Annotated in this window: 3 protein-coding genes; all 3 read left to right on the forward strand. The window is 72.5% G+C overall.

Annotated elements, in window-relative coordinates:
* The first annotated feature begins 43 nt into the window (after positions 1 to 43).
* The 3 genes from GL259_RS36710 to GL259_RS36720 are packed head-to-tail and all read left to right on the forward strand — an operon-like array spanning position 44 to position 24,439.
* Entirely contained in the window at positions 44 to 6,868 is a 6,825-nt protein-coding gene (locus GL259_RS36710) for an SDR family NAD(P)-dependent oxidoreductase (RefSeq protein WP_243762623.1), read from the forward strand.
* Positions 6,865 to 15,378: an SDR family NAD(P)-dependent oxidoreductase gene (locus tag GL259_RS36715; protein ID WP_159538026.1), complete on the forward strand. Its 8,514-nt coding sequence runs from the start codon at positions 6,865 to 6,867 to the stop codon at positions 15,376 to 15,378. Before GL259_RS36710 ends, GL259_RS36715 begins: the two co-directional genes overlap by 4 nt.
* Positions 15,371 to 24,439, forward strand: a complete 9,069-nt coding sequence (locus GL259_RS36720) for an SDR family NAD(P)-dependent oxidoreductase (RefSeq protein WP_159538027.1) — start codon at positions 15,371 to 15,373, stop codon at positions 24,437 to 24,439. The genes GL259_RS36715 and GL259_RS36720 overlap by 8 nt, the downstream gene beginning before the upstream one ends.
* Position 24,440 lies beyond the last annotated feature (1 nt).

Here is a 24,440-nt window from a genome sequence, read left to right on the forward strand (position 1 = left end):
GAAGCTCCGCGACGGGTCGGCATCCGCACCACGCCGCATATCGATGCCGACCTACCCCTTCCAGGGGGAGCGCCACTGGCCGGCCGACAGCGGCGCGGCCGGCCAGGACCGGGCCACGGGCCCGGCGCGGCTCCACCCGCTCCTGCACGCCAACACCTCCACTCTCCGGGGTCAGCGCTTCACGTCGGTCTACACCGGCGAGGAGTTCTTCCTGCGGGACCACCGGATCGGCGGCACGCCCGTGCTGTCCGGCGCCGCCTGTCTGGAACTGGCGCGCGCCGCTGTGGCGGCCTCGCTCGACGAGCCGCACCGCGTCTCGAAGCTCCGGAACGTCGCCTGGACACGACCGGTCACCCTGCACGAGCCGGGGCTGACCGTCCAGGTCCGCCTGCGGCCCGGGGAACCCGGCGAGGTCGGATTCGAGATCCTCGTTCCCGGCGACCCGGCGGCCGGAACCGCCGACGTGCTCCACAGCGAGGGCGTGGCGCAGGTGATCCCGCAACCCGCGACCGCGAACCACGACATCCGCGTCGACCTGCCGCGACTGCGCGACGAGTGCCGGACCCCCGGACCCGGCGCCGACGCGCTGTACGCGACCGCCGAGGCGCGCGGTATCGGTTACGGCCCGGCGCATCGAGGCGTCCGGCGCCTGTGGACGGGCGCGGGACAGGTCCTGGCCCGGATCGAGCTGCCGCCGGGCGTGCGGGACACCCGGGACGCCTACGGGCTCCATCCGTCGACCGTGGACGCCGGCCTGCAGGCATGCGCGGGCCTGCTGTCCGAGGCAGCCGGAGAGGGACCGCTGCTGCTGCCGTTCGCCGTGGACGAGGTCGAGATCCTCGGCCCCTGCCCGCCGCAGGCGTGGGCCTGGGTGCGGGACGGCGCGGACCGGGAGGGCGACGGATCGCGCCGCGTCGACATCGACATCTGTGACGACGACGGGCGGGTGCACCTCCGGCTCGCGGGCGTCGCCCTGCGCGCCCACACGGCTGCGACGACCCCTCGGGAGCTGTTCGCCGTACCCCACTGGGTGGCCGCGGCTCCGGCTCCGGCCACGGCTCCGGCGCCCGAGGGCCTGGTGCTGGTCGTGGACCTCCCCGAGGTCGCCGCGGCCCTCGAGACGCGGGACACCGTGCGCGTGGTCCGGCTGACGTCGAGCGCCACGGACGCCGGCCGCCGCTACACCGACCACGCGCTGCAGGTCTTCGACGAGGTCAAGCGGCTGCTCGGCGAGCCCGCCCACCACGCGGTCAGGGTCCAACTGGTCGCCCCGGCCGTCGAGGCGCCGCTGAGCACCGGACTGGCCGCCATCCTGCGGTCGGCCGGGCTGGAGAACCCGCGGCTGCTCGGCCAGCTGGTGCTGGTGGACCCGCAGGACGCCCCGGAGCGTGCCGCGTCCCGCGTGACGGCGGACCGCGCGGCGCTCGCGGACTTCGACGTGCGCTACCGCGGCGACCTCCGCCAGGTCCTGAAGTGGCGCGAGGAGGACGCCGGCCACCGGACGGCGGTGACGCCCTGGAAGAACGGAGGCGTCTACCTGATCACCGGGGGCGCGGGCGGCCTGGGCACGGTCTTCGCCCGCGACATCGCCGAGCGTGCCCGTGGCGTCCGGATCGTGATCGCCGGCCGTGCGCCCCGCGACGCGCACAAGGACACGCTGCTGGAACGACTGCGGGAACACGGCGCGGAGACGGTGTACGTGCAGGCCGACGTGGCGGTCAGGGACGACGTCGTGAGGCTCGTCCGGGAGACCCGGGAGCGCTACGGCCGGATCGACGGGATCCTGCACGCCGCCGGGCGCACCAGCGACGGGTTCGTCGTCAAGAAGGACGCGGAGGAGTTCTCCCGGGTGCTGGCGCCGAAGGTCGCCGGACTCGTGCACCTGGACGAGGCCACGAAGGAAGCGGACCTCGACTTCCTGGTCGCCTTCTCCTCGGTCGCGGGGGTCCTGGGCAATGTCGGGCAGGCCGACTACGCGGCCGCGAACGCGTTCATGGACGCCTTCGCGGCGCACCGCAACGCGCTGGTGGCCCGGGGCGAGCGGCGGGGGAGGACCCTGTCGGTCGCCTGGCCCCTGTGGGCCGGTGGCGGGATGGGGGTCGACGCGCCGACCGAGCGGTCGCTGCGCGAACGCTTCGGGCTCGTGCCGCTGCCGGACGAGGAGGGGCTGCGCGCCCTGTACCTCGCCCTGGCGTCACCGTCCGACCAGGTGATGGTGATCTCGGGCGATCGCCCGAGGATGGAGCGGACGCTCCTCGCCGGACTCCTCGTGGACGGCCCCGCGCCCCGGTCCCTGCCCCGGCCGGACGCCGCGCCCGCGGAGGTCCCGGACGGGGACGGGGCGGCAGCGCTCGCGGAGGTCCCGGACGAGACCACCGCGCAGCAGGCCGTGGCCTACTTCAAGCGGCTCCTGGCATCGGTCATCGACCTGCCCGCCGACCGGATCGACGCCGAGGCGCCGCTCGAGGACTACGGCGTCGACTCCGTCATGACCATGGAGATGACCCGCACACTCGAGGAAGTCTTCGGCTCGCTCCCGAAGACCCTGTTCTTCGAGCACCGGACCATCACCGCACTGACCCGCCACCTCCTCACGACCCGTCCGCGGCAGGTCGGGGCGCTCCTCCCCTCGGCAGGCGGGTCCCGGCGGACGCCCGACGTCACTCCGGGCACCCCTGAGCGGCCCGTCCCGGGGGCGGGACGCACCCGGCCCGCGCCCTCCGCCGCTCCGGTGGGACGTACGGCCGACCCGGCCCCGGGCAGGGGAACCGGCGACACGGCGATCATCGGCCTGGCGGGCCGCTACCCCCAGGCCCGCGACGTGCGGGAGTTCTGGCAGAACCTCGCCGCCGGCAAGGACTGCGTCACCGAGATCCCGGACGACCGCTGGGACCACCGGCCCTTCTTCGATCCGCGCAAGGGGACCCCGGGCAAGTCCTACAGCAAGTGGGGCGGATTCCTCGACGGCGTCTACGACTTCGACCCGCAGTTCTTCAACATCTCCCCGCGCGAGGCGGAGATCATGGACCCGCAGGAGCGGCTGTTCCTCCAGTGCGTGCACGACACCCTGGAGGACGCCGGTTACGTCCGGGACACCGGCAAGGACCGTACGGGGAACCTGCTCGACGGCCGGGTGGGCGTCTTCGTCGGAGTGATGTACCAGGAGTACCAGCTCCAGGGCGCCCTGGCGCAGGATGCCGGCGCGGCGCCCGTCGTGTCGGGCAGTTCCGCGTCCGTCGCGAACCGGGTGTCCCACGTGTTCAACTTCCGCGGCCCGAGCATGAGCGTCGACACGATGTGCTCGTCGTCGCTGATGGCCGTGCACCTGGCCTGCCGGAGCCTTGAGTCGGGGGACTGCGACACGGCGGTGGCCGGCGGAGTCAACCTCTCGCTGCACCCGAACAAGTACCTGCTCCTCAGCCAGGGCCGGCTCGCGTCGAGCGACGGCCGCTGCGCCAGCTTCGGTGCCGGAGGCGACGGCTACGCGCCGGGAGAGGGCGTGGGCGCGATCCTGCTGAAGCCACTGGCGCGAGCCCTCGCGGACGGCGACCGGATCTACGGGGTCATCAAGGGCACCGCCGCCAACCACCGCGGCAGGACGAGCGGTTACTCGGTACCGGAGCCGGTGGGGCAGGCCGAGGTCATCGGTGAGGCCCTGAGGCGGGCGGGTGTCAACGCGCGGGACGTGAGCTACATCGACGCGAACAGCGTCGGCACCTCCCTGGGCGACCCGATCGAGATCGCCGGCCTGTGCAAGGCCTTCGCCCCCCACACCGACGACCGGGGTTTCTGCGCGATCGGATCGGTGAAGAGCAACATCGGGCACGCCGAGAGCGCGGCCGGCATCGCCGGCGTCACCAAGGTTCTGCTCCAGCTCCAGCACGGTCGTCTGGCCCCGTCCCTGCATGTCTCGACGCTCAACCCGCACATCGACTTCGAGCAGACCCCGTTCGTGGTGCAGCGGGAGCCCGCCGAGTGGCCGGCCCCCGCGTCGGACGGCGGGACGCGCGGCGCGCTGCCACGCGTCGCGGGTGTGTCCGCGTTCGGGGCCGGCGGCTCCAACGTTCACGTCGTGCTGGCGGAGTACGTCCCCGACAGCCCGCCGCCGTCTTCGCCGGTCGGCGACGCCCGGCGTGCCGTGATACCGCTGTCCGCCCGTACGACCGAGCAGCTGAGGGCGCGGGCCGAGCAGCTGGTGGAGTGGCTGGGCCGTCCCGAGAACGCGGACCTCGTGCTCGCGGACGTCGCCCACACCCTCCAGGTCGGCCGCGAGGCACGGGAGGAACGCCTCGGTGTCGTCGCCTCCTCCGTGTCCGACCTGGTGGAGAAGCTCGGCCGGTTCCTGGCGGGCGATTTCGCGGGCGGTGAGATCGTCCGCGGTTCGATCGTCGACGCCGCCCGGACACTGACGTTGTTCGCCCCGGACTCCGACCTCGACGTGATGATCGCGGCGTGGGCCGAGAAGGGGAAGTACGAGAAGCTGCTCGAACTGTGGGTCAGCGGTGTGCCCGTGAGCTGGCGGTCCCTCGGCGGCACCGCGGCCGCACGGCGGGTCGCGCTGCCGACCTACCCCTTCGCGGCCGAGCGCTACTCCGCCTTCGACGGCCTCTCCGTCGCCGAGCTGTCCGTGCCCGGGCGTTTGGCGCCGCTGCATCCGCTGGCACAGGTCAACACGTCCGACTTCACCGAGCAGCGCTTCACGTCCGTCGTGACCGGAGAGGAGCGCATACTGGGCGAGCGCGTCACCCGCGTCGTGCCCGGCGCGGCCTTCCTGGAGATGGCCGTGGCCGCGGGCTGCCTCGGCGGCCGGACCGCCGTCGACCCCACGGCGCCGGTCGTGCTGCGCGACATCGTGTTAGCGCAGCCCCTCGATCCGGCCGACGGCCCCCGCGAGGTGCACGTCGGGCTGCGCCCGGAGGACGACGGCGACATCCGGTTCCGGATCACGAGCACACCGCTGGGCGGGGACGCCGACTCCGGCGCCTCCGAGCACGGCGAGGGTGTCCTCTACTTCGCCGACGGCGCCGAGGAGACCGTGCTCGACCTGCCCGCCCTGCGGAAGGCCTGCGGGACGTCCGTCCCGACCGCCGAGCAGCACGAAGAGCGCCGGCGTGACGACGCACTCGCGCGGGAGCCCGCGCACCGCACCGTCCGGCGGGTCCGGACCGGACCCGGGCAGGCCCTCGTCCGGCTGGCGCTGCCGGATCCGGTGCGCGACACCGAGGACGGTCTCGTACTGCACCCGGGCCTGCTCGACGCCGCGGTGCGGGCGTGCTCCGACGTCCTCGGCGGGCCGGCCGGACGGGACCGGACGGGCGACGGCGGTGGACCCGCGGTGGTCCGCGCCATCGAGGAAGTGCTCGTCCTCGACGCCTGCACGCCCGCGATGTGGGCCTGGATCCGGCCCGGCGCACAGCAGACCGGCCCCGCGCGGGTCCCCGTGTTCGACCTCGACCTGGCCGACGAACAGGGCCGGGTCCGCGTCCGGATCGGCGGACTGTCGCTCGATCGGACCGAGTCCGACCGCGACGCCCCCGGAGCAACCGCACTCGCCCCCGGCGCGGAACCCCGCGACACGACCTCGGCCGGCGGGACGGACGCCCGCGACCCGCAGCCGGTTCTGCTGGGCCGGCGGTGGCGAGCCCGACCCGCGCCGGCCCGGCCGTCCGGGCTCTTCGCGGCGCGCCCGACCGTGCTGCTCGCCGGACTGCCCGCGGTGGAACCCCTCCTGCGCGGCGACGACGCCGATGTGTTCGTCCTGACCGCCGAGGACGAGGCCCCGGACAGCCGGTACACCGCCTACGGCCTGCAGGTTCTGAGGCACCTGCGCCCCCTCTTGCGCGGGCCCGGCGACCGGCGCCAGGTCCAGCTCGTGCTTCCCGGCACGCCCGACGCGACGCTGCTCTGCGGACTCGCGGCCGTCCTCAGGACGGCCGGCCTCGAGAACCCGGCCGTCACCGGACAGGTCGTCGTGCTGGACCGGACGGACACCCCCGAGCGCGCCGTGCAGCGGATCCGGGAGAACCTCGGTTGCCCCGAGGAGACACTCGTGCGCTACGTCGAAGACCGCCGTGAGGTACCGGTCTGGGCCGAGTGCGAGGCCAGCCCCGGCCCCCACCCGCTGCCGTGGAAGGAGAACGGGGTCTATCTCGTCACGGGCGCAACGGGCGCAACGGGCGCGCTCGGACACGCCGTCGCACGGGAGATCGTCACGCGGACGGGGAACGCGACCGTCGTCCTCGTCGGTCCGTCCCCCGCGGTCCCCGAGTTCGTGGAGGCGTTGCGGACGCAGGCGGCCGGCGGCGCGGTGCGCTACGAGCGAGCCGACATCTCCAGCCCTGCCGAGGCGGACGCCCTGGTCGCGCGGATCCTGGAGTGCCACCGGGGGATCGACGGAGTCGTCCACAGTGCGGGGACCGCCGGCCGCGCGCTCATCGTCGACACGCCGGGCCGCGACTTCCTGGAGGCCCTGGCCGCGGAGACGGCGGGTGTGGTGAACCTGGACGCCGCGACCCGGTCGCTCCCGCTGGACTTCTTCGTGACGTTCTCCTCCCCCCGCGGGGTGGACGGGGCCCTCGGCCAGGTCGACGGCGCCGCGGCCCACGCCTTCCTGGACGCCTACGCGCGGTACCGGCAGGACCTCGTCGCCGACGGTGAGCGGTCCGGGCACAGCCTGTCCGTCATCTGGCCGTCGCGGGACGACGGCCTGCCGGATACGGCGGACATCGGGGACTTCCACCGGATCCTGCGCTCCGGGCACAGCCAGGTGAGGGTCCCGGTTCCTCCTGCCGACCCCGCCGAGGGGGACACCTCGGCACCGGCGCAGCGGAAGTCTCCTGCTTTCTCCACCGATGGGACGGACTCGTGACGCACTACGACAGCGACCTGCTCGAGGAGAAGGCGAGCGACTACCTCGAACGGCTCCTCTCCGAGATCACCAAGCTCCCCCTCGCCCGGGTCGACGCCCGGGCGGCCTTCGAGAGCTTCGGTGTCGACTCGGTCATGGCCATGGCCATGACGGCGCGGATGGAGACAGTCTTCGGCTCGCTGCCCACCACCTTGTTCTTCGAGTTCGCGACGCCCCGCGAGTTGGCCCGGCACCTGGTCGCCACCCGACGGTTCGACGTGGGGGATCTCCTCGGGGAAAACACGACGGACACGACGGACGCGACCGGCACGGTGGTCCCGGCCTCCGACGCCCCGGCCGCCGAGCCCCCGGCCGCCGGCGCGGCCGCCTCCCGTACCAGTGCCCGGTCGACGGGCCCCCTGCGACGCAAACCCCTGTCGTCGACGAGGTGGTCGGCGCGGAAGCCGCAGACGCTCGCGCCGTCGGCGTCCCGGCCCGCGCCCGCTCTCCCCGAGCGGCAGGGGCTGGACATCGCGATCGTCGGACTCGCCGGGCGCTACCCCCAAGCCCGCACCCTGGACGAGTTCTGGGCGAATCTGGCCGCCGGGCGCGACTGCGTCACCGAGATCCCAGCCGACCGGTGGGACCACCGGGCGTACTTCGACCCGGACCCGGACGCGCCCGGCAAGACGTACAGCAGGTGGGGCGGATTCGTGGACGGGGTCGACGAGTTCGACCCGCTGTTCTTCAACATCTCGCCCGTCGAAGCGGAGCGGATGGACCCGCAGGAGCGGTTGTTCCTCCAGTGCGTGTACGAGACCGTCGAGGACGCCGGATACACCCCGGACCGGCTGAAAGCGCCGACGGAGTCCGGCCGCACCCCCGCCATCGGCGTCTACGTCGGCGTCATGTACTCGGAGTACCAGCTGTACGGAGCCCAGGAACAGGTCCTCGGCAACCCCGTGACCGTGTCCGGGAACATCTCGGCCGTCGCCAACCGGGTCTCGTACTTCTTCGACTTCCACGGCCCGAGCCTGAGCGTCGACACCATGTGCTCCTCGTCGCTGACCGCCATCCACCTGGCGTGCCAGAGCATCCGGTCCGGTGCCTGCGACATGGCGATCGCCGGCGGGGTCAACGTGTCGGTGCACCCCAACAAGTACCTGCTCCTCGGCCGGAGCCACTTCGTCTCCAGCACGGGCCGGTGCGAGAGCTTCGGTGAGGGGGGCGACGGATACGTGCCGGGCGAAGGCGTGGGCGCCGTCCTGCTGAAGCCGCTGGAGCGGGCCGTACGGGACGGGGATCACATCCACGGGGTCATCCGGGGCGTCGCCGTCAACCACGGTGGAAGGACGAACGGCTACTCCGTCCCCAGCCCCGCCACCCAGGCCCGCGTGATCACCGAGGCGTGGCGACAGGCCGGGATCGACCCGAACGCGGTCGGTTACATCGAGGCGCACGGCACCGGTACCTCGCTCGGGGACCCCATCGAGGTCGCCGGACTCACCCGTGCCTTCCGCGAGCACGGGCGCGACGACCGGTTCTGCGCGATCGGTTCGGTCAAGAGCAACATCGGCCACGCCGAGAGCGCCGCCGGCATCTCCGGGCTCACCAAGGTGCTGCTCCAGATGCGGCACGGCAAGATCGCCCCTTCGATCCACTCCGCCGAACTGAACCCGAACATCGACTTCGGCAGCACGCCCTTCACGGTCCAGCAGACACTCGCCGACTGGACGCGGCCGGTCGTCACCGCCGACGGCGAGCAGCGCGAGCTCCCCCGGACCGCCGGCGTCTCCTCCTTCGGGGCGGGCGGCACCAACGCGCACCTGGTCCTCGAGGAGTACCGGCCGGCCCCGGACGACGCACCGGACATCCAGGACCCCGCCGCGGCCTCCCGCGGCCCCGTCCCCGTCGTCCTGTCGGCCCGCACCGCCGAGCGCCTGAGGCAGAGGGCGGCGCAACTCGCGGACTGGATCGAGCGGAAGAACCTCTCGACCGGTGACCTGCCCGCGCTCGCCCACACCCTCCAGGTGGGGCGCGAGGCCATGCGGGAGCGACTCGGTCTCGTTGCGGTTGCCATGCCGGACCTGATCGCCCGTCTCCGGGACTTCGGCGCCGGGCGCGAGGACACCGAGGGGCTGGTCCGTGGCAGGGCGCGCGCCTCGGCCGCCGGCACGGGCGTGTCCGAGGCGCTCGCCCGGCGGGACCTCGCGGGACTGCTGGCGCTGTGGGTCGAGGGCGGCGCGGTCGACTGGCACGCCCTGCACGGGAGCCGGTGCCCGGCCCGCATCGCCCTGCCCTCCTACCCGTTCGTCAGGAACCGGTACTGGATCGACACCACGCGCTCGGCCGCCGCCCTCGCTCCGCACGGGGCGACGGCGCCGTCCGGCGCCGTGGTGACCGGTGACGACCGGGATCCGGCACCCCTCCTCTTCACGGAGTCCTGGGAACCGGAGGCGCTGTCCGCCGCCCGCCGACCCGATGCGCAGCGCACCCTGGTCTGTCTCTGCCCCGGCCCGGCGGACCGGGAAGAGCTGGCACGTACCGCTCGTGAGCTGGACCCCGCCCTCACCCTGCTGTTCGTCACGCGGGGACGGCAGTTCGCCCGGACGTCCGACCACTCCTACGAGGCCGAGCACCGGACTCCCGACGACCACGTCCGGGTGTTCGAGGACATCCGGTCGCGGTACGGCGCGGTCGACGGCGTTCTGAACCTGTGGTCCCTGGACGACGCGGAGCCCGGCTCGTACACCGCCACCGTGCACCTCCTGCGGGCGATCGCCGCATCAGGGCTGCCGGTGGGGCGCGTCCTGCAGGCCGGGGAGTTCCGCGACGGCGTCGAGCGGGCGTACGCCGAGTCGTGGCTCGGCTTCGATCGCTCCCTCCACAGGGCGCTTCCCGACGTGCGGTTCTCCGCGATCCTTGCGGAGACCCATGGCCCGGCCGGCAGGACGCCCCGCGGCGTCTGGTTCGAACGTCTGTGGAACGAGTGGACGGCCGGGACGTCCGGCAGCGCGCTGTACCGCGCCGGTGTCCGCCATGTCAGCCGGGTCATTCCGAGTCCGGACCGGGCCGGCAAGCACCTTCTCAGGCCCAACGGCACCTACCTCATCACAGGGGGCGCCGGCGGCCTGGGTCTTCTGCTCGCCGAGCACCTGGCCAGGAACTGGTCGGCACGCCTGGTGCTGACCGGGCGCTCGGCCCTCGACGCCCGCAAGCGGCGCGGCATCGCGCGGATCGAGTCGCTGGGCGGCGAGGTCCTGTACCGGCAGGCCGATACCGCCGACCGGCAGGCCATGGTGGAGACGGTGGCGGCGGCGCGCGAGCGGTTCGGCCCGCTCCACGGCGTCGTCCACGCCGCCGGAGTCGCCGAGAGCGGCTCGCTGGTCGCCGGTGACGTCAGCGCCTTCCGGGACGTGCTCTCCGCCAAGGTGGACGGTACGCGCGTGCTCGACGACGTGCTCGCCCCGGAACCCCTCGACTTCGTCTGCTACTTCTCGTCGACGTCGGCGGTCCTGGGCGACTTCGGCGGCTGCGCCTACTCGGTGGCCAATCGCTTCCAGACCTCCTACGCGCGCCATCGCGACGAGCGGGTGCGCCGGGGAGCGTCGTCCGGCGCGACCGTTGCCGTCAACTGGCCCCTGTGGAGCGGTGGCGGCATGGGGTTCGACGACGCGGAGGGCATCGGGCTGTATCTCTCCACCAGTGGGCTGCGCCTGCTGGGGGAGGCCGAGGGCCTCACGCTCTTCGAACGCCTCCTGGGGCAGGGTGAGACACAGCAGATCGTCATGGCCGGCGACCCGGTACGGGTACGGCGCATGCTCGACGCGGCCCCCGTGCCGACGACCCCACGACCCGAGGCGCGCCCCGCCGCACCCACCCCCCGCGCGGGCATCACCCGTTCCGCGGACCCCTCGAACACGGAAGGCGGGCAGGACATGGCGGGCGGGGAGGACACGGACGTCGAGGCGCTGGTGCTCTCGGCCCTCAGGACGGCGATCGTCGACGTACTGCGGGTGCCCCGCGAGCAGATTCATCCCGACGAGAACTTCTCCGAGCTCGGGTTCGACTCGGTCAGCCTGGTCAAGCTGGCCAGGGCCCTGGGCGAGAGCCTCGCGACCGAGGTGCTGCCCTCGGTCTTCTTCTCCCACCCCACCCCGCAGAAGCTGGTCACTCATCTGACCGCGGAACACGGGGAGGCACTGACCCGGCACCGCGCGGAGCGGGCCCAGGCCCCGGACACCGTCCCGGCGCCGTCCGGGACTCCGGCGGCGGAGGTCCCCGTCACCGAAGCCGAGGAGCGGTCCGCGTCCGCTCCGGCCCCGCGACCCACGGCGCACACGGAGCCGGAACCGATCGCCGTCATCGGCATGAGCGGCCGTTTCCCCGCCGCTCGGTCCGTCGACGAGTTCTGGGAGAACCTCCTGCAGGGCAAGGACGCGTTGTCGCCCGTCCCGGCGGACCGGCAGGCCGACTGGGAGGGGGCGGAGGCCGTCCGTTGCGGATTCGTCCCGGGGATCGCCGAGTTCGACGCCGCGTTCTTCGAGGTATCGCCGCGCGAGGCGCGCACCATGGACCCGCGCCAGCGACTGCTGCTCCAGGAGACCTGGCGTGCCCTGGAGGACGCGGGCTACGGCGAACGGAGACTGCGCGCCGGGACGATCGGCATGTTCGTCGGTGCCGAACAGGGCGACTATTCCCACCTGACCGGGGGAGAGGGCGGCATCACCGCCCAGCACGAGGCGATCATGGCCTCGCGCCTGGCCTACCTCCTGGACTTCTCCGGCCCGGTGCTGGCCGTCAACACCGCCTGTTCCTCCGGCCTGACCGCCGCCCACCAGGCATGCGCCAGTCTGCGCGGCGGCGAGTGCGACACCGCGGTGGTCGCCGCCGTCAACCTGGCGACCACCGCGCGGGGCCTGACCGAGATGGGCAAGGCGGGGATGCTCTCCGAGAGCGGGGTCTGCCGCGCCTTCGACAAGCGGGCCGACGGCATGGTCCTCGGCGAGGCCGTCCCCGCCGTCGTCCTCAAGCGTCTGTCCCAGGCGGAAGCCGACGGCGACCGCATCCTGGCGGTCGTCCGCGGCAGCGGTATGAACTACGACGGCCGGACGAACGGCATCACCGCTCCGAACGGGGCGGCCCAGGCGCGGCTCTACCGGCAGGTCTACGAGCGGCACGGGATCGACCCCGAGCGCATCGAGCACATCGTGGCGCACGGCACGGGAACACCGCTCGGCGATCCCGTCGAGGTGAACGCCCTGGACGAGGTGTACCGGGAACGCACGGACAAGACCGGCTTCTGCGCGCTGACCTCCACCAAGCCCGGTGTCGGACACACCCTGGCCGCGTCCGGGCTGGTCGGCCTGATCGCCCTCGTCCAGTCGGTACGGCACGGCGTCGTCCCGGCGAGTCTGCACTGCGACCAGGACAGCGAGTACATCGCGTGGAGGGACAGCCCCTTCTACGTCAACAAGGTGACCAGACCCTGGCCGGCCGGACCCTCGGGAACGAGGCTCGGTGCGGTCAGCTCCTTCGGCATGAGCGGGACCAACGTCCACATGGTGGTGGAGAGTTACCCCGAGCCCACCCGCCGACCCGCGGTCACCGAGGCCCCGGCCCTGCCGTTGCTTCTCTCCGCCAAGACTCCCGAGGGACTCCAGCGGCGTGTCCAGGAGCTCCGGTCGGCCCTCGCGCAAGGAGAAACCGACTACCAGCGGCTGCGGGACACGGCGTACACGCTCCTGGAAGGCAGGCAGCACTTCGCCCACCGCTGCGCACTCGTCGTCAGCGGTGCCGGCGACGTCCTCTCCGTGCTGGCCGCGGCCGGCAGCGGCCGGGACCACCCCATGGTCAGCCGCGGCGAGGCCCCGCGCGACCAGGACCGTTCGTTGTCGGACGTCCAGGCGCGAGCGCTGCTCGACGTGCTCGGGGCGCCCGGCGTACCGGCGGAGCGGTACCGGGAGGCGTGCCGTGCCCTGGCCGAGCTCTACTGCCGGGGCGCCGCCCCTGACTGGTCGGCGCTGTTCACGGGCGACAGGCCACGGATCGTCACGCTGCCCGGCTATTCCTTCGCGCGCTCGTCGCACTGGGTCACCGACGGACGTCGTGCTCCGGCACGCCCGGCCGCGCGGAAGTTCATACCGGCACCCCCGGGAGTCCCGGCACCCCCGGAGCTCCCGGCGCAGGAGCCGGGGAAGCCGGTCGCGGCGAGTACCGTCCCCCGGAAGAAGCACCGGATCCGACTCCAGGATCCGGGCGCAGCGGCGGTCCCGAAGACAGCCCCTGTGGGCAAGCCCCGGAACGTCGCACTGACCGACACGGGTGAGGGGGCCGGCCGGCCGGTTCCTTCGGTCCCACCGGTTCCTGCGGTGGCCGCGGCCACGACCACGACTGCTTCGGGCAAGGCCGGCGGGCCGTCACGTTCTTCGAGCGCGTTGCGGGACGAGTTGCGGGCGGGGCTCGCGGCGGTGTTGTTCCTGTCGGAGAGCGAGATCGATCCGCGGCGTAATTTCGTGGAACTGGGGTTGGATTCCATCATCGGGGTGGAGTGGGTCAAGTCGATCAACAAGGCGTACGGGACGTCCTTGACGGCGACGCGGTTGTACGACTATCCGTCGGTGGTGGAGCTGGCTGCTCATATGGAGCAGCTGATACCGGCTGGGGAGGCCGTTTCCCCGGTGGTGGAGCCGGAGCCGGAGCCGGAGTCCGAGCCGGTTGTCGCGCCCCGGTCCGACGGCCCTTCGGGCGTGACCGCGGCCTCGCCGAGCCTGAGCGTGTTGCGGGACGAGTTGCGGGCGGGGCTCGCGGCGGTGTTGTTCCTGTCGGAGAGCGAGATCGATCCGCGGCGTAATTTCGTGGAACTGGGGTTGGATTCCATCATCGGGGTGGAGTGGGTCAAGTCGATCAACAAGGCGTACGGGACGTCCTTGACGGCGACGCGGTTGTACGACTATCCGTCGGTGGTGGAGCTGGCTGCTCATATGGAGCAGCTGATACCGGCTGGGGAGGCCGTTTCCCCGGTGGTGGAGCCGGAGCCGATCGCGTTACCGGTTCCGGAAGCACGGCCGGAGCCGATCGCGTTACCGGTTCCGGAAGCACGGCCGGAGCCGATCGCGTTACCGGTCCCGGAAGCACGGCCGGACCCGGAACCACGGCCGGACCCGGCACCGGACCAGGAACCGCACCCGATTCGGGTGCTGTCCGTGCCCGAGAACGCCCCGTACCCCGCCGTGCGCGGCGACCGCGTGGCCGTCGTCGGAATGTCCGGGCGTTACCCGGACGCGGCGGACCTCCGCCAGTACTGGGCCAATCTCCGGGACGGTCGGGACTCCGTGCGGGAAGTGCCCGCCGACCGCTGGGACATGTCCCGCTACTACGACCCCCGCCCCGGGCGGAAGGGCAAGACCTACTGCAACGCGATGGGTTACCTGGAGGACGCGGACTGCTTCGACCCGCTGTTCTTCAACATCTCGCCGGCCGAAGCGGAAGGCATCGACCCGCAGCACCGGCTGTTCCTGCAGGAGGCGTACCGGGCCTTCGAGGACGCGGGCTACGCCCCGGGGACGATGAGCAGGATGAAGTGCGGTGTCTATCTGGGCATCAGCGGCAACGAGTACAGCTTTCTGGTCTCCGGCAACGACAGCCGGGAAGACACCGTCGCGACGAGCAGCAGCAACGCCATCGCCGCCGCACGCATCGCCTACTTCCTCAACCTCAAGGGCCCGGCGATCGCCCTCGACACCGCCTGCTCGTCCTCCCTCGTCGCCCTGCACCTCGCTCAGCAGGCGCTGGCCAGCGGTGAGATCGACATCGCCCTGGTCGGAGGCGTCTCGCTGTACCTGCTCCCGGGCACCTACGTCAGGATGTCGGGAGCGCGGATGCTGTCGGCGCGGGGGAAGTGCCGGTCGTTCGACCAGGGAGCCGACGGCTTCGTGCCGGGCGAGGGCGTCGGAGCCCTGGTGCTGAAGCGGCTGAGCGACGCCGAAGCCGATCACGATCACGTCCACGGTGTGGTTCTGGCGTCGGGTACGAACCAGGACGGCAAGACCAACGGCATCACGGCTCCCAGCGCCAACAGCCAGATGGAACTGTTCCGTACGGTCTACGACCGGTACGGCATCGACGCGGCGTCCATCGGTTACGTCGAGACGCACGGTACGGGGACGACCCTCGGGGACGCGATCGAGCTCGACGCCCTGAGCACCGTCTACCGCGAGCGGGGAGTCGCCCCGAGGTCATGTGCGATCGGCTCGGTGAAGAGCAACATCGGGCACGCCTCCGCCGCCGCCGGCGTCGCCGGCGTGCACAAGGTGCTGCTCGGCCTGCGCCACGGCCTGCTCGTACCGTCCCTCCACGTCGAGACCCCCAACGAGCTTCTGGACTCCGACGACTGCCCGTTGACCGTCAGCAGGGACCTCCAGTTCTGGGAGGCACGGAACGGCCACGAGCTGAGGCGGGCCGCCGTCAGCTCCTTCGGATTCAGCGGAACGAACGCCCACGTGGTGCTGGAGGAGTATCGCCATGCGTGACACGACTGAACAGGCCGGGTCGTCGGCTGTCGTGATCGTCCTGTCCGCCGTGTCGGAAGGGCAGTTGAACACCCGCGTACGTGATCTGCTGGCCTTCGTCGAGGAGCAGTCGCGACTCGATCTGGTCGACCTGGCCTTCTCGCTCCAGGTGGGGCGGGCGGCGCTGGACTGCCGGCTGGCCTTCACCGCCGACTCCCTCGACGGGGTGGCCCGGGGACTGAGGACCCATCTGGGGCAGGACGACACGGTCGAGGTCTTCCGCGGCCGGACACCGGAGTCGCCGGGCTGGGAGGAGCAGAGCGAGGAGGACCGCGACCTGGTCCGCTCACTGATCTCCGCCCGCGCGTGGCGCCGTGTCGCGGAGGTGTGGGCCGGCGGCCGTGCCGTCGACTGGGCCCGCGTCCACGCTCCGCGCAGGCCCTTCCGCATTCCGCTGCCCACGTACCCGTTCGCGAAGGAGCGGTACTGGGTGGCCGCGAGCCCCGCGGCGCCCGCCGGCTCCGCAGGGCCGTCGGCGACCGCCGTGCTCCATCCGCTGCCGCACCGCGACACCTCCGAACCCGGAGGCCGGCGTTACCGGTCGACCTTCACCGGCGAGGAGCTGTTCCTGAGGGATCACCTCGTGCAGGGGGTGCGGACGCTGCCCGGAGCCGCGTACCTGGAGGTGGCGCTCGCGGCGGCGGCCGACTCCAGGGGCGCGGCGGTGACGGACAGCGCCGGCGTCGCCCTCTCGGACGTGGTCTGGATCCGGCCGTTCCGCATCGATGACCAGCCGCGCGACCTGCACGTGCTGATCCAGCCTGATTCCGCGGACACGGTCGGCTTCCGGATGTCCGCCGGCGGAGAGGACGCCGAGACCGCCGTGCTGTGCACGGGATCGGTGGCGCCGTGCGAGGCGGCACCTGCCTCCCTGGACCTCGCACGGCTGCGGGCCGCGTGCGGCGAACGGCGGTGGGACGCGACGGACGTCTACCCCGCGTTCGGGGCCGCGGGGCTCGCGTACGGCGACTCGTTCCGCGCCATCGACCACCTGCTCCTCGGGGACTCCCAGGTGCTCGCACGCGTGGTGCTGCCCGAAGCGGCGCGCGTCGACGCGGACGGCTGCTGTCTGCCCCCGAGCCTGATGGACGCGGCTTTCCAGACGTGCGCGGGACTGATGGCCGGGGAGCCGGACGCCGGGCGGACGGCATTCGTACCGTTCGGGGTGGAGCGGGTCGAGGTGCTCGCCGCGCCGGGCGAAGCCCTCTGGGTCTGGGGCCGACGCGGTGCCCGGGACACGGTGGGCGGGGCGACCCGCACCTTCGACCTCGATCTGTGCGACGACGCGGGACAAGTCCAGGTACGCGTCCGGGGCCTCTCGGTACGGGCGCTGCACCCGGGGGCGACGGCCGACGCGGCCCTCGCGTCCGCGGACGCGACGGTGTTCGCCTCCCCGCGCTGGCAACGCAGGCCGTTGTCCGGCGCGGCCGTCCCCGCCACCGGCGGGCGGGCCGTGGTGTTCGCCGAGAACGGCGCTCTCGTGGACGGCGCCACCGCGGGTCCGGACTGCGAGGTGGTGACGCTCAGCTCCCGGGCCGCCACCCTCGACGCCCGCTACACGGATTACGCGGCGCAGGTGTTCCTCAGGGCACGGCAACTGCTGCGGGACGGTACGCAGACGAAGTACGTCCTGCAGGTCCTGTTGACCGATCGACCGGAGTCACGGGTCCTGACCGGTCTCGGCGCGCTGCTGAGGACCGCGGCTCTGGAGAACCCGCGGATCACCGGACAGGTCGTCGTCATGGCAGCCGGGACGCCGCTCGCGGTACGGCTCGATCTCCTCGCGCAGGAGCGGCGCCACCCCGTCGACGCCGCCGTCAGGCTCCGCGGGGACGGGCGTGAGGTGCTCACCTGGGCCGAGGAGTCCCCGGCGGAGTCGCCCGGTTCGCCGTGGCGGTCCGGAGGCGTCTACCTCGTCACCGGCGGCATGGGCGGCCTCGGCCGCGTCTTCGCGGAGGAGATCGCCCGGCAGGCGAAGGACGCCAGGCTCGTCCTCGTCGGCCGTTCTCCCGAGACGGAGCAGTCGCGCCGGATCCTCGAACGACTCCGGGCATCGGGCGCGGAGGTGTCCTACGAACCGGTCGATGTCGCCGACCGAGCCGCGGTGAGCGCTCTGGTCCGCAGGATCCGGCGCACGGCGGGAACCATCCACGGGGTCGTCCACAGCGCCGGCGTGATCGAGGACGACTTCATCCTGAGGAAGTCCGAGGGGAGGTTCCGCGAGGTGCTCGCACCGAAGGTGAGCGGCCTGGTCAACCTCGACGAGGCGACCGGGGACCTCGACCTGGACTTCTTCGTGGCCTTCTCCTCCGGCGCCGCCGTCACGGGAAACGTCGGTCAGGCCGACTACGCGGCGGCGAACGCGTTCATGGACGCGTTCGCCGAGTACCGCCAGGGGCTCGTGGCCGACGGACGCCGCTCCGGGCGCACCCTTTCGATCAACTGGCCGCTGTGGGCCGAGGGCGGCATGGGCACCGATGCCGGCACCCGGACGGTGTTGCGCGACCGCTTCGGGATCCTCCCGCTGGAGCGCGGCGCCGGGATCGGGGCGTTCAGCCGGTGCCTCCACACGAACCACCACCAGGTACTCGTCGCCGCTGGGCACGCGGACCGGATCAGGAAGGCGCTGACGATGCAGCGAGCCGGAGAACACACGGCACCCGTGACCACCGCGACTCCTCCCGCCCCGGCGGCCGTCCGGGACGACGGACTGGCGGAGTGGACCGTCGCGTACCTCACCTCCCTGCTGTCGGAGGTGCTGAAGGTGCCCGCACGGCGCATCGAGGCAGGCAGCCGCCTGGAGCGCTACGGCATCGACTCGATCCAGGCCGTCAACCTCACCGCCCGGCTGGAGGCCTCCTTCGGACACCTGCCGAAGACGCTGTTCTTCGAGTACCGGAACGTCAAGGAGCTGAGCCAGTACTTCATCGAGGCCCACCAGGACCGGCTGCGGGAGCTGAGAGGGACCGGCCCGGTCGACGAGGCGCTCTCGCCTCCGGCAGCGGCGCCGGCGCCCGCACCGGCGGAGCCGTCCGCCGCGGACGCCGTCACCGGTCGGGCGGCGGTGACCGCGACCGGGCGGGCGCACCGTGCGGAGGGGACCGGCTCCGCCCCGCGCGCCATGGAGATCGCCGTCATCGGAGTGGCCGGGCGGTACCCGCAGGCACCCGACCTGCGGACGTTCTGGCGGAACCTCGCGGAGGGCCGGGACTGCGTCACCGAGGTCCCCCGGGATCGCTGGGACGCCGGCGCCTACTACGACGCGGACCGTTCCCGGCCGGGGACGACGAACTCCAAGTGGGGCGGCTTCCTCGACGACGTCGACCGGTTCGACCCGCTGTTCTTCAACATGTCACCCCGGGAGGCCGAGTTCACCGACCCGCAGGAGCGCCTGTTCCTGGAGTGCGTCTACGAGACGCTCCAGGACGCCGGATACACGCGCCAGGACCTGACGGCGCCCTCGCCGAACGGGGCCGGAGGCCGCGTCGGGGTGTTCGTGGGCTCGATGTACGACGAGTACCAGCTCTACGGTGCGACCGAGCAGGCGCTGGCCGACGGAAGGGTCGTTCCGGGCAATGCCGCGAACATCGCCAACCGCGTCTCCTACTTCTGCGACTGGCAGGGGCCGAGCCTCACCGTCAAGACGATGTGCTCCTCGTCCCTGACGGCTCTCCACCTCGCCTGCCAGAGCCTGCAGACGGGCGACTGCGAGGTCGCCATCGCCGGCGGTGTCAACCTGTCCCTGCACCCCGCGAAGTACCTTCTGCTGGGACAGGCCGGCTTCGCGTCCGGCACGGGCCGCTGCGAGAGCTTCGGCCAGGGCGGCGACGGCTACGTGCCCGCCGAGGGGGTGGGCGCGGTGATGCTCAAGCCGCTGGACCGGGCCGTCGCCGACGGTGACCGCATCCTCGGGGTGATCAGGGCGACAGCGGTGAACCACGGCGGCCGTACGAACGGCTACACCGTCCCCAACCCGAACGCCCAGGCCGACGTGGTCGCCCGAGCCCTGGACAGGGCAGGGGTCGACGCGCGCACCATCAGCTATGTCGAGGCGCACGGTACGGGCACCTCGCTCGGGGACCCGATCGAGATCGCCGGCCTCACCAAGGCGTTCTCCCGCCACACCGACGACCGCCAGTTCTGCGCGATCGGTTCGGTCAAGAGCAACATCGGACACGCCGAGAGCGCCGCGGGCATCTCGGCCTTCACCAAGGTGCTGCTGCAACTCGCGCACGGCCGCCTGGCGCCCTCGCTCCACTCGGAGACGCTGAACCCGCACATCGACTTCGGCGACACGCCCTTCCGGGTGCAGCGGGAGCCGGCGGAGTGGCGGCGGCCGGTGATCGACACACCTGACGGGCCCCGGGAGTACCCGCGTCTCGCCGGCGTCTCGTCGTTCGGGGCCGGCGGATCCAACGCCCACGTCATCGTGGGGGAGTACGTACCGGCAGAGCCCCCGGCGGCCGGCGATCCGGGGCAGTGGCCGTTGGGGTCGGTCATCGTGCTCTCGGCGAGGACCGAGGAGCAACTGCGCGAGCAGGCCCGGCGCCTGCTGGACTGGGTGCGCGAGGAGCGGGTCGAGGACGCCGACGTTCCCGCTGTCGCGGCCACTCTCCAGGTGGCCAGGGAGCACATGGCCGAGCGGCTGGCGTTCCTGGCCGGCTCGGCGGCCGAGCTGACGGCCCGCCTGGACGACTACGTCGAGGGCAAGGACGACGCCGGGGCGTACCGGGGTCGCGGCAGACGCTCCCAGGACGTCGTCTCCGTCCTGGTCGAGGACGAGGACATGGAACGCACCATCGCGGCCTGGGTGCACAAGGGGAAGTTCGGCAAGCTGCTCGAACTGTGGACCAACGGGCTGGACCTGCCGTGGCGCAGCTACTACCCGAACGCGCTGCCGCGCCGGCTCTCCCTGCCGGCCTACCCGTTCGCCCGCAAGCGGTTCTGGATGAACGGCGGCGCCCGGTCCGGCACCGGGACGGCCGGCCCCGGCGTCGCCACGGCGGCCGAACCGGCCGCGCCGGTGGTGCGTGCGGACGTGACGGTCCAGGAGGCGCCGGCCCCTCGCCCGGTGTCCGGCACGCGGACCGTGCCGAAGCCCCGCGGCATCGGGCTGACCCCGCTGGACGCCGGTTTCGGGCACAGCGGCGGCGCGGCGCCCGCGCGACCCGCTTCACCGGGCTCATCCCCGGCGCCGCAAGCGCCGCAAGCGCCGGACGCGCCGGCCGAAGAGGCCGACGCCACCGCGGCGCCCCGTACGGAAGGCGTCCCGCGCCCCGCCCCGGCAGTCCCGGTGGTCCCGCCCGGCCCGACGCCCGGACGGCTCGTCCCTCCGGGGCCCGTCGTTCCGGACCAGGCGAGTCTCGTCCGCGAGCTGGCGGCGAGCCTCGCCGACGCCCTGTACCTGCTCGAGGAAGAGGTCGACCCGGACACGAAGTTCACCGACATCGGCCTGGACTCGATCGTCGGCGTCGAGTGGATGAACGCGATCAACAAGCGTTACGGACTCGATCTGACGGTGACCCGGCTCTACGACCACCCCACCGTCGTGGAACTGTCGGCCTGCATCGTCCGGGAGCTGGCCGAAGGAGGCGCCCCCCAAGGGCGTCCCTTTCGTGAGGTGACCGAGCCCGTCGTCGAGCCCGAGCCCGAGCTGACCGGAGTCGTGGAGCCCGAGCCGGTCAGGATCGCCGAGCCCGAGCCGGTCGTGGTCGCCGAGCCGGCTCCCGCGGCCGAGCGGGCGACGCGGGCCGAGTCCGCCGCCGTGCCGTCGGGAGCGGATGCCCACCCGATCGGCGCGATCGCCGTGGTGGGCATGTCCGGCAGGTACCCGGGGTCCGCGACCCTGGACGAGTACTGGGACAACCTGGCGCACGGCCGCGACTGCGTGGGCGAGGTCCCCGAGTCCCGCTGGAGCGTCGCCGAGCACTACGACCCGCGTCCCCACCAGGAGGGCAAGGTCACCTGCAAGTGGATGGGCCACCTCGACGACATCGAGAGCTTCGACCCGTTGTTCTTCAACATCCCGCCGGCGGAGGCGGAGTCGATGGACCCGCAGCAGCGGCTGTTCCTTCAGGAGGCGTACCACGCGTTCGAGGACGCGGGCTACGACCCCCGTTCGCTGAGCGGCCGCAAGTGCGGTGTCTACCTGGGGATCATGAGCAGTGAGTACGGCGCGCTCATGCAGCGGCACGGCGGTGAGACGAGTGCGGCGGCCACGAGCGGCAGCAATGCCATCACCGCCGCACGCATCGCCTACTTCCTCGATCTCAAGGGCCCTGCCATCGCCCTGGACACGGCCTGTTCGTCCTCTCTGGTGGCCACCCATCTGGCGACGCAGGCCCTGCGGAGCGGTGAGATCGACATGGCCCTGGTCGGTGGCGTCACCCTCTACCTGAGCCTGGACGCGTACCTCGGCATGTCCAGCGCGGGAATGCTGTCCCCGGACGGGCGCTGCAAGGCCTTCGACAACAGCGCGAACGGGTTCGTGCCGGGCGAGGGCGTGGGCGCGCTCGTCCTCAAGCGCCTCGAAGACGCCGTGCGCGACCGTGACCACATCCACGGCGTGGTCATCGGCTCGGGCATCAACCAGGACGGCAGGACCAACGGCATCACCGCGCCGAGCGGCGCGAGCCAGATGGAGCTGGAGCGCGACGTCTACGACCGGTACGGCATCGACCCCGCCGGGATCGGCTACGCCGAACTGCACGGTACGGGAACCAAACTGGGCGACCCGATCGAGCTGGAAGCCCTGGCGACGGTCTACCGGGAACACACGGACAGGACCGGGTACTGCGCCATCGGCTCGGTGAAGAGCAACCTCGGCCACACCTCGGCCGCCGCCGGCATCGCCTCGATCCAGAAGGTGCTGCTGTGCATGCGGAACGAGCAGCTGGTGCCGACGCTGCACTTCGACCGGCCCAACGAGCACTTCGATTTCGAGAGCTCCCCGTTCCGTGTGAACACCGAGCTCTCGCCGTGGAAGACCGAACCGGGCTCCCCGCGACGCGCGGCCGTCAGCGGCTTCGGCTTCAGCGGCACCAACGCCCACCTGGTCGTTGAGGAGTTTCCGCAGGATGCCGCGGAGCGGCCGGTCGGCGGCCCGCAGGTCTTCGTGCTGTCGGCCAGGAGCGAGGAACAGCTGAGGGTGTCGGCCGCCCGCCTCGTCGCGCACCTGCGCGCCCACCCGTCGCAGGCCCTGGCGGACGTCGCCCACACACTGCAGCAGGGCAGGGAAGCCATGGCACGGCGGCTGGCCGTCGTGGCCACCACGCCGGGAGAGCTGCTGGAGAAGCTGACGCGGTACGTCGAGGACGGCGTGGCGGACGGCGTCCTCACCGGCCTGGCCGGCAAGGACCGGGCGGGCCGGACCGAGCCGGTGCCGCAAGCCGGTCCGGACGGCACGGTGTCGGCGGCGGAGGCCGAACGGCTGGCCGCGGCGTGGATCGGTGGAACGCCCGTCGACTGGGCGCGGCTTTCCGAGGGAGCCCTGCCCCGTCGGGTCCCGCTGCCGACGTACCCCTTCGCGCGTGAGCGCTGCTGGTTCGACGACGCCCCGGCGTCGCGGCGGCCCGAGGCGTCCCTCCCGGCGCCGGATCCCGTCCCCACCGCGCAGGAGCACACGCCGACCGGATCCGACGGCGAGGTCCCGGACGGCACGAACATCCTGTTGGCGCCGGTCTGGGACGCGGTCCCCCCGCGTGCGCCGCAGGACGTCGCCCTCCCGTCCGGCCGGGTCGTCGTGATCGGCGGCACCGAGGAACAGCGGGAGCGGATCGGCGTCGTCCATCCCCGCGCCGAACACCTGCCGCTGGACCCCGCGGACACGGTCGAGACCATCGCCGCGAAGCTCGACGCCACCGGCGAAACCCTCGGGCACCTCGTCTGGCTGGCTCCCCGGGAGCCGGTCCTCGACGGCCCCGACGCCGCGGCCGACGCGCTGGTGGACGCGCAGGAGGCCGGTCTGTACGCCTGTTTCCGCACGTTGAAGGCGCTGCTGAGGCTGGGGTACGGCCGCCGCCCGCTCGATGTCACGGTCGTGACCGAGCGGACGCTGCGGGTCCGGCGTACGGACGTCGTCCACCCCGCCCATGCCGGTCTGCACGGACTGCTCGGCTCCGTGGCGAAGGAATACCCGGGCTGGACGGTGCACCTCGCCGACCTCGACCCGGACCGCGACTGGCCGGTGGCGCAGCTGTTCGCCCTGCCCCGCGAGGAGAGCGGCAGCGTGTGGGCGTACCGCCGTTCCCGCTGGTACCGCCAGACCCTCGTGCCCGTGCGGGACACCGCCGCGGAGCACACCCGCCGGGCGGTGTACCGGCAGGGCGGCGTCTACGTCGTGATCGGCGGCGCGGGGGGCATCGGCGAGGCGTGGACCGAGCACATGATCCGCGCCCACGGGGCGCAGGTCGTGTGGATCGGGCGGAGGGAGGAGGACGAGTCGATCCGGGCGAAGCTGAGTCGCCTGGGCGAGCTCGGTCCCCGACCGCGGTACGTGCGGGCCGACGCCACCGACCGGGCGGCGCTGGAGAGGGCGTACGAGGACATCAAGAGGACCCATCCGGTCGTCCACGGTGTGATCCACTCGGCGATCGTGCTGCTCGACCAGAGCCTGGAGCGCATGGACGAACAGCGCTTCCGCGCCGCGGTCACGGCCAAGGTCGACGTGAGCGTCCGACTCGCCCAGGTCTTCCGGGGCGAGCCACTGGACTTCCTCCTCTTCTTCTCCTCGATGAACTCGTTCCTGAAGGCTTCGGGGCAGTGCAACTACGTGGCGGGATCGGTGTTCGAGGACGCCTACGCCCACCGCCTCGCCGGCGAGCTGGACATACCCGTCAAGACCATGAACTGGGGCTACTGGGGCACCGTGGGCGTCGTGGCCGCACCGGAGTACCGGGAGCGCATGCACAGGGTCGGCGCCGGCTCGATCGAACCCGCGGACGGCATGGCGGCTCTCGACGTCCTCCTTTCCGGCACATTCGACCAACTCGGGATGATCAAGGCCCACGGGGGTAATTCCTGAC

Origin of the sequence: Streptomyces sp. Tu 3180 (assembly GCF_009852415.1) — a bacterium.
In the GTDB taxonomy this organism is placed as follows: Bacteria; Actinomycetota; Actinomycetes; order Streptomycetales; family Streptomycetaceae; genus Streptomyces.

Bases quoted from the DNA above. Each gene is read 5' to 3' on its own strand.
- GL259_RS36710 (WP_243762623.1), top strand. From the start codon at position 44: ATGCCGACCTACCCCTTCCAGGGGGAGCGCCACTGGCCGGCCGACAGC.
- GL259_RS36720 (WP_159538027.1), top strand. From the start codon at position 15,371: ATGCGTGACACGACTGAACAGGCCGGGTCGTCGGCTGTCGTGATCGTC.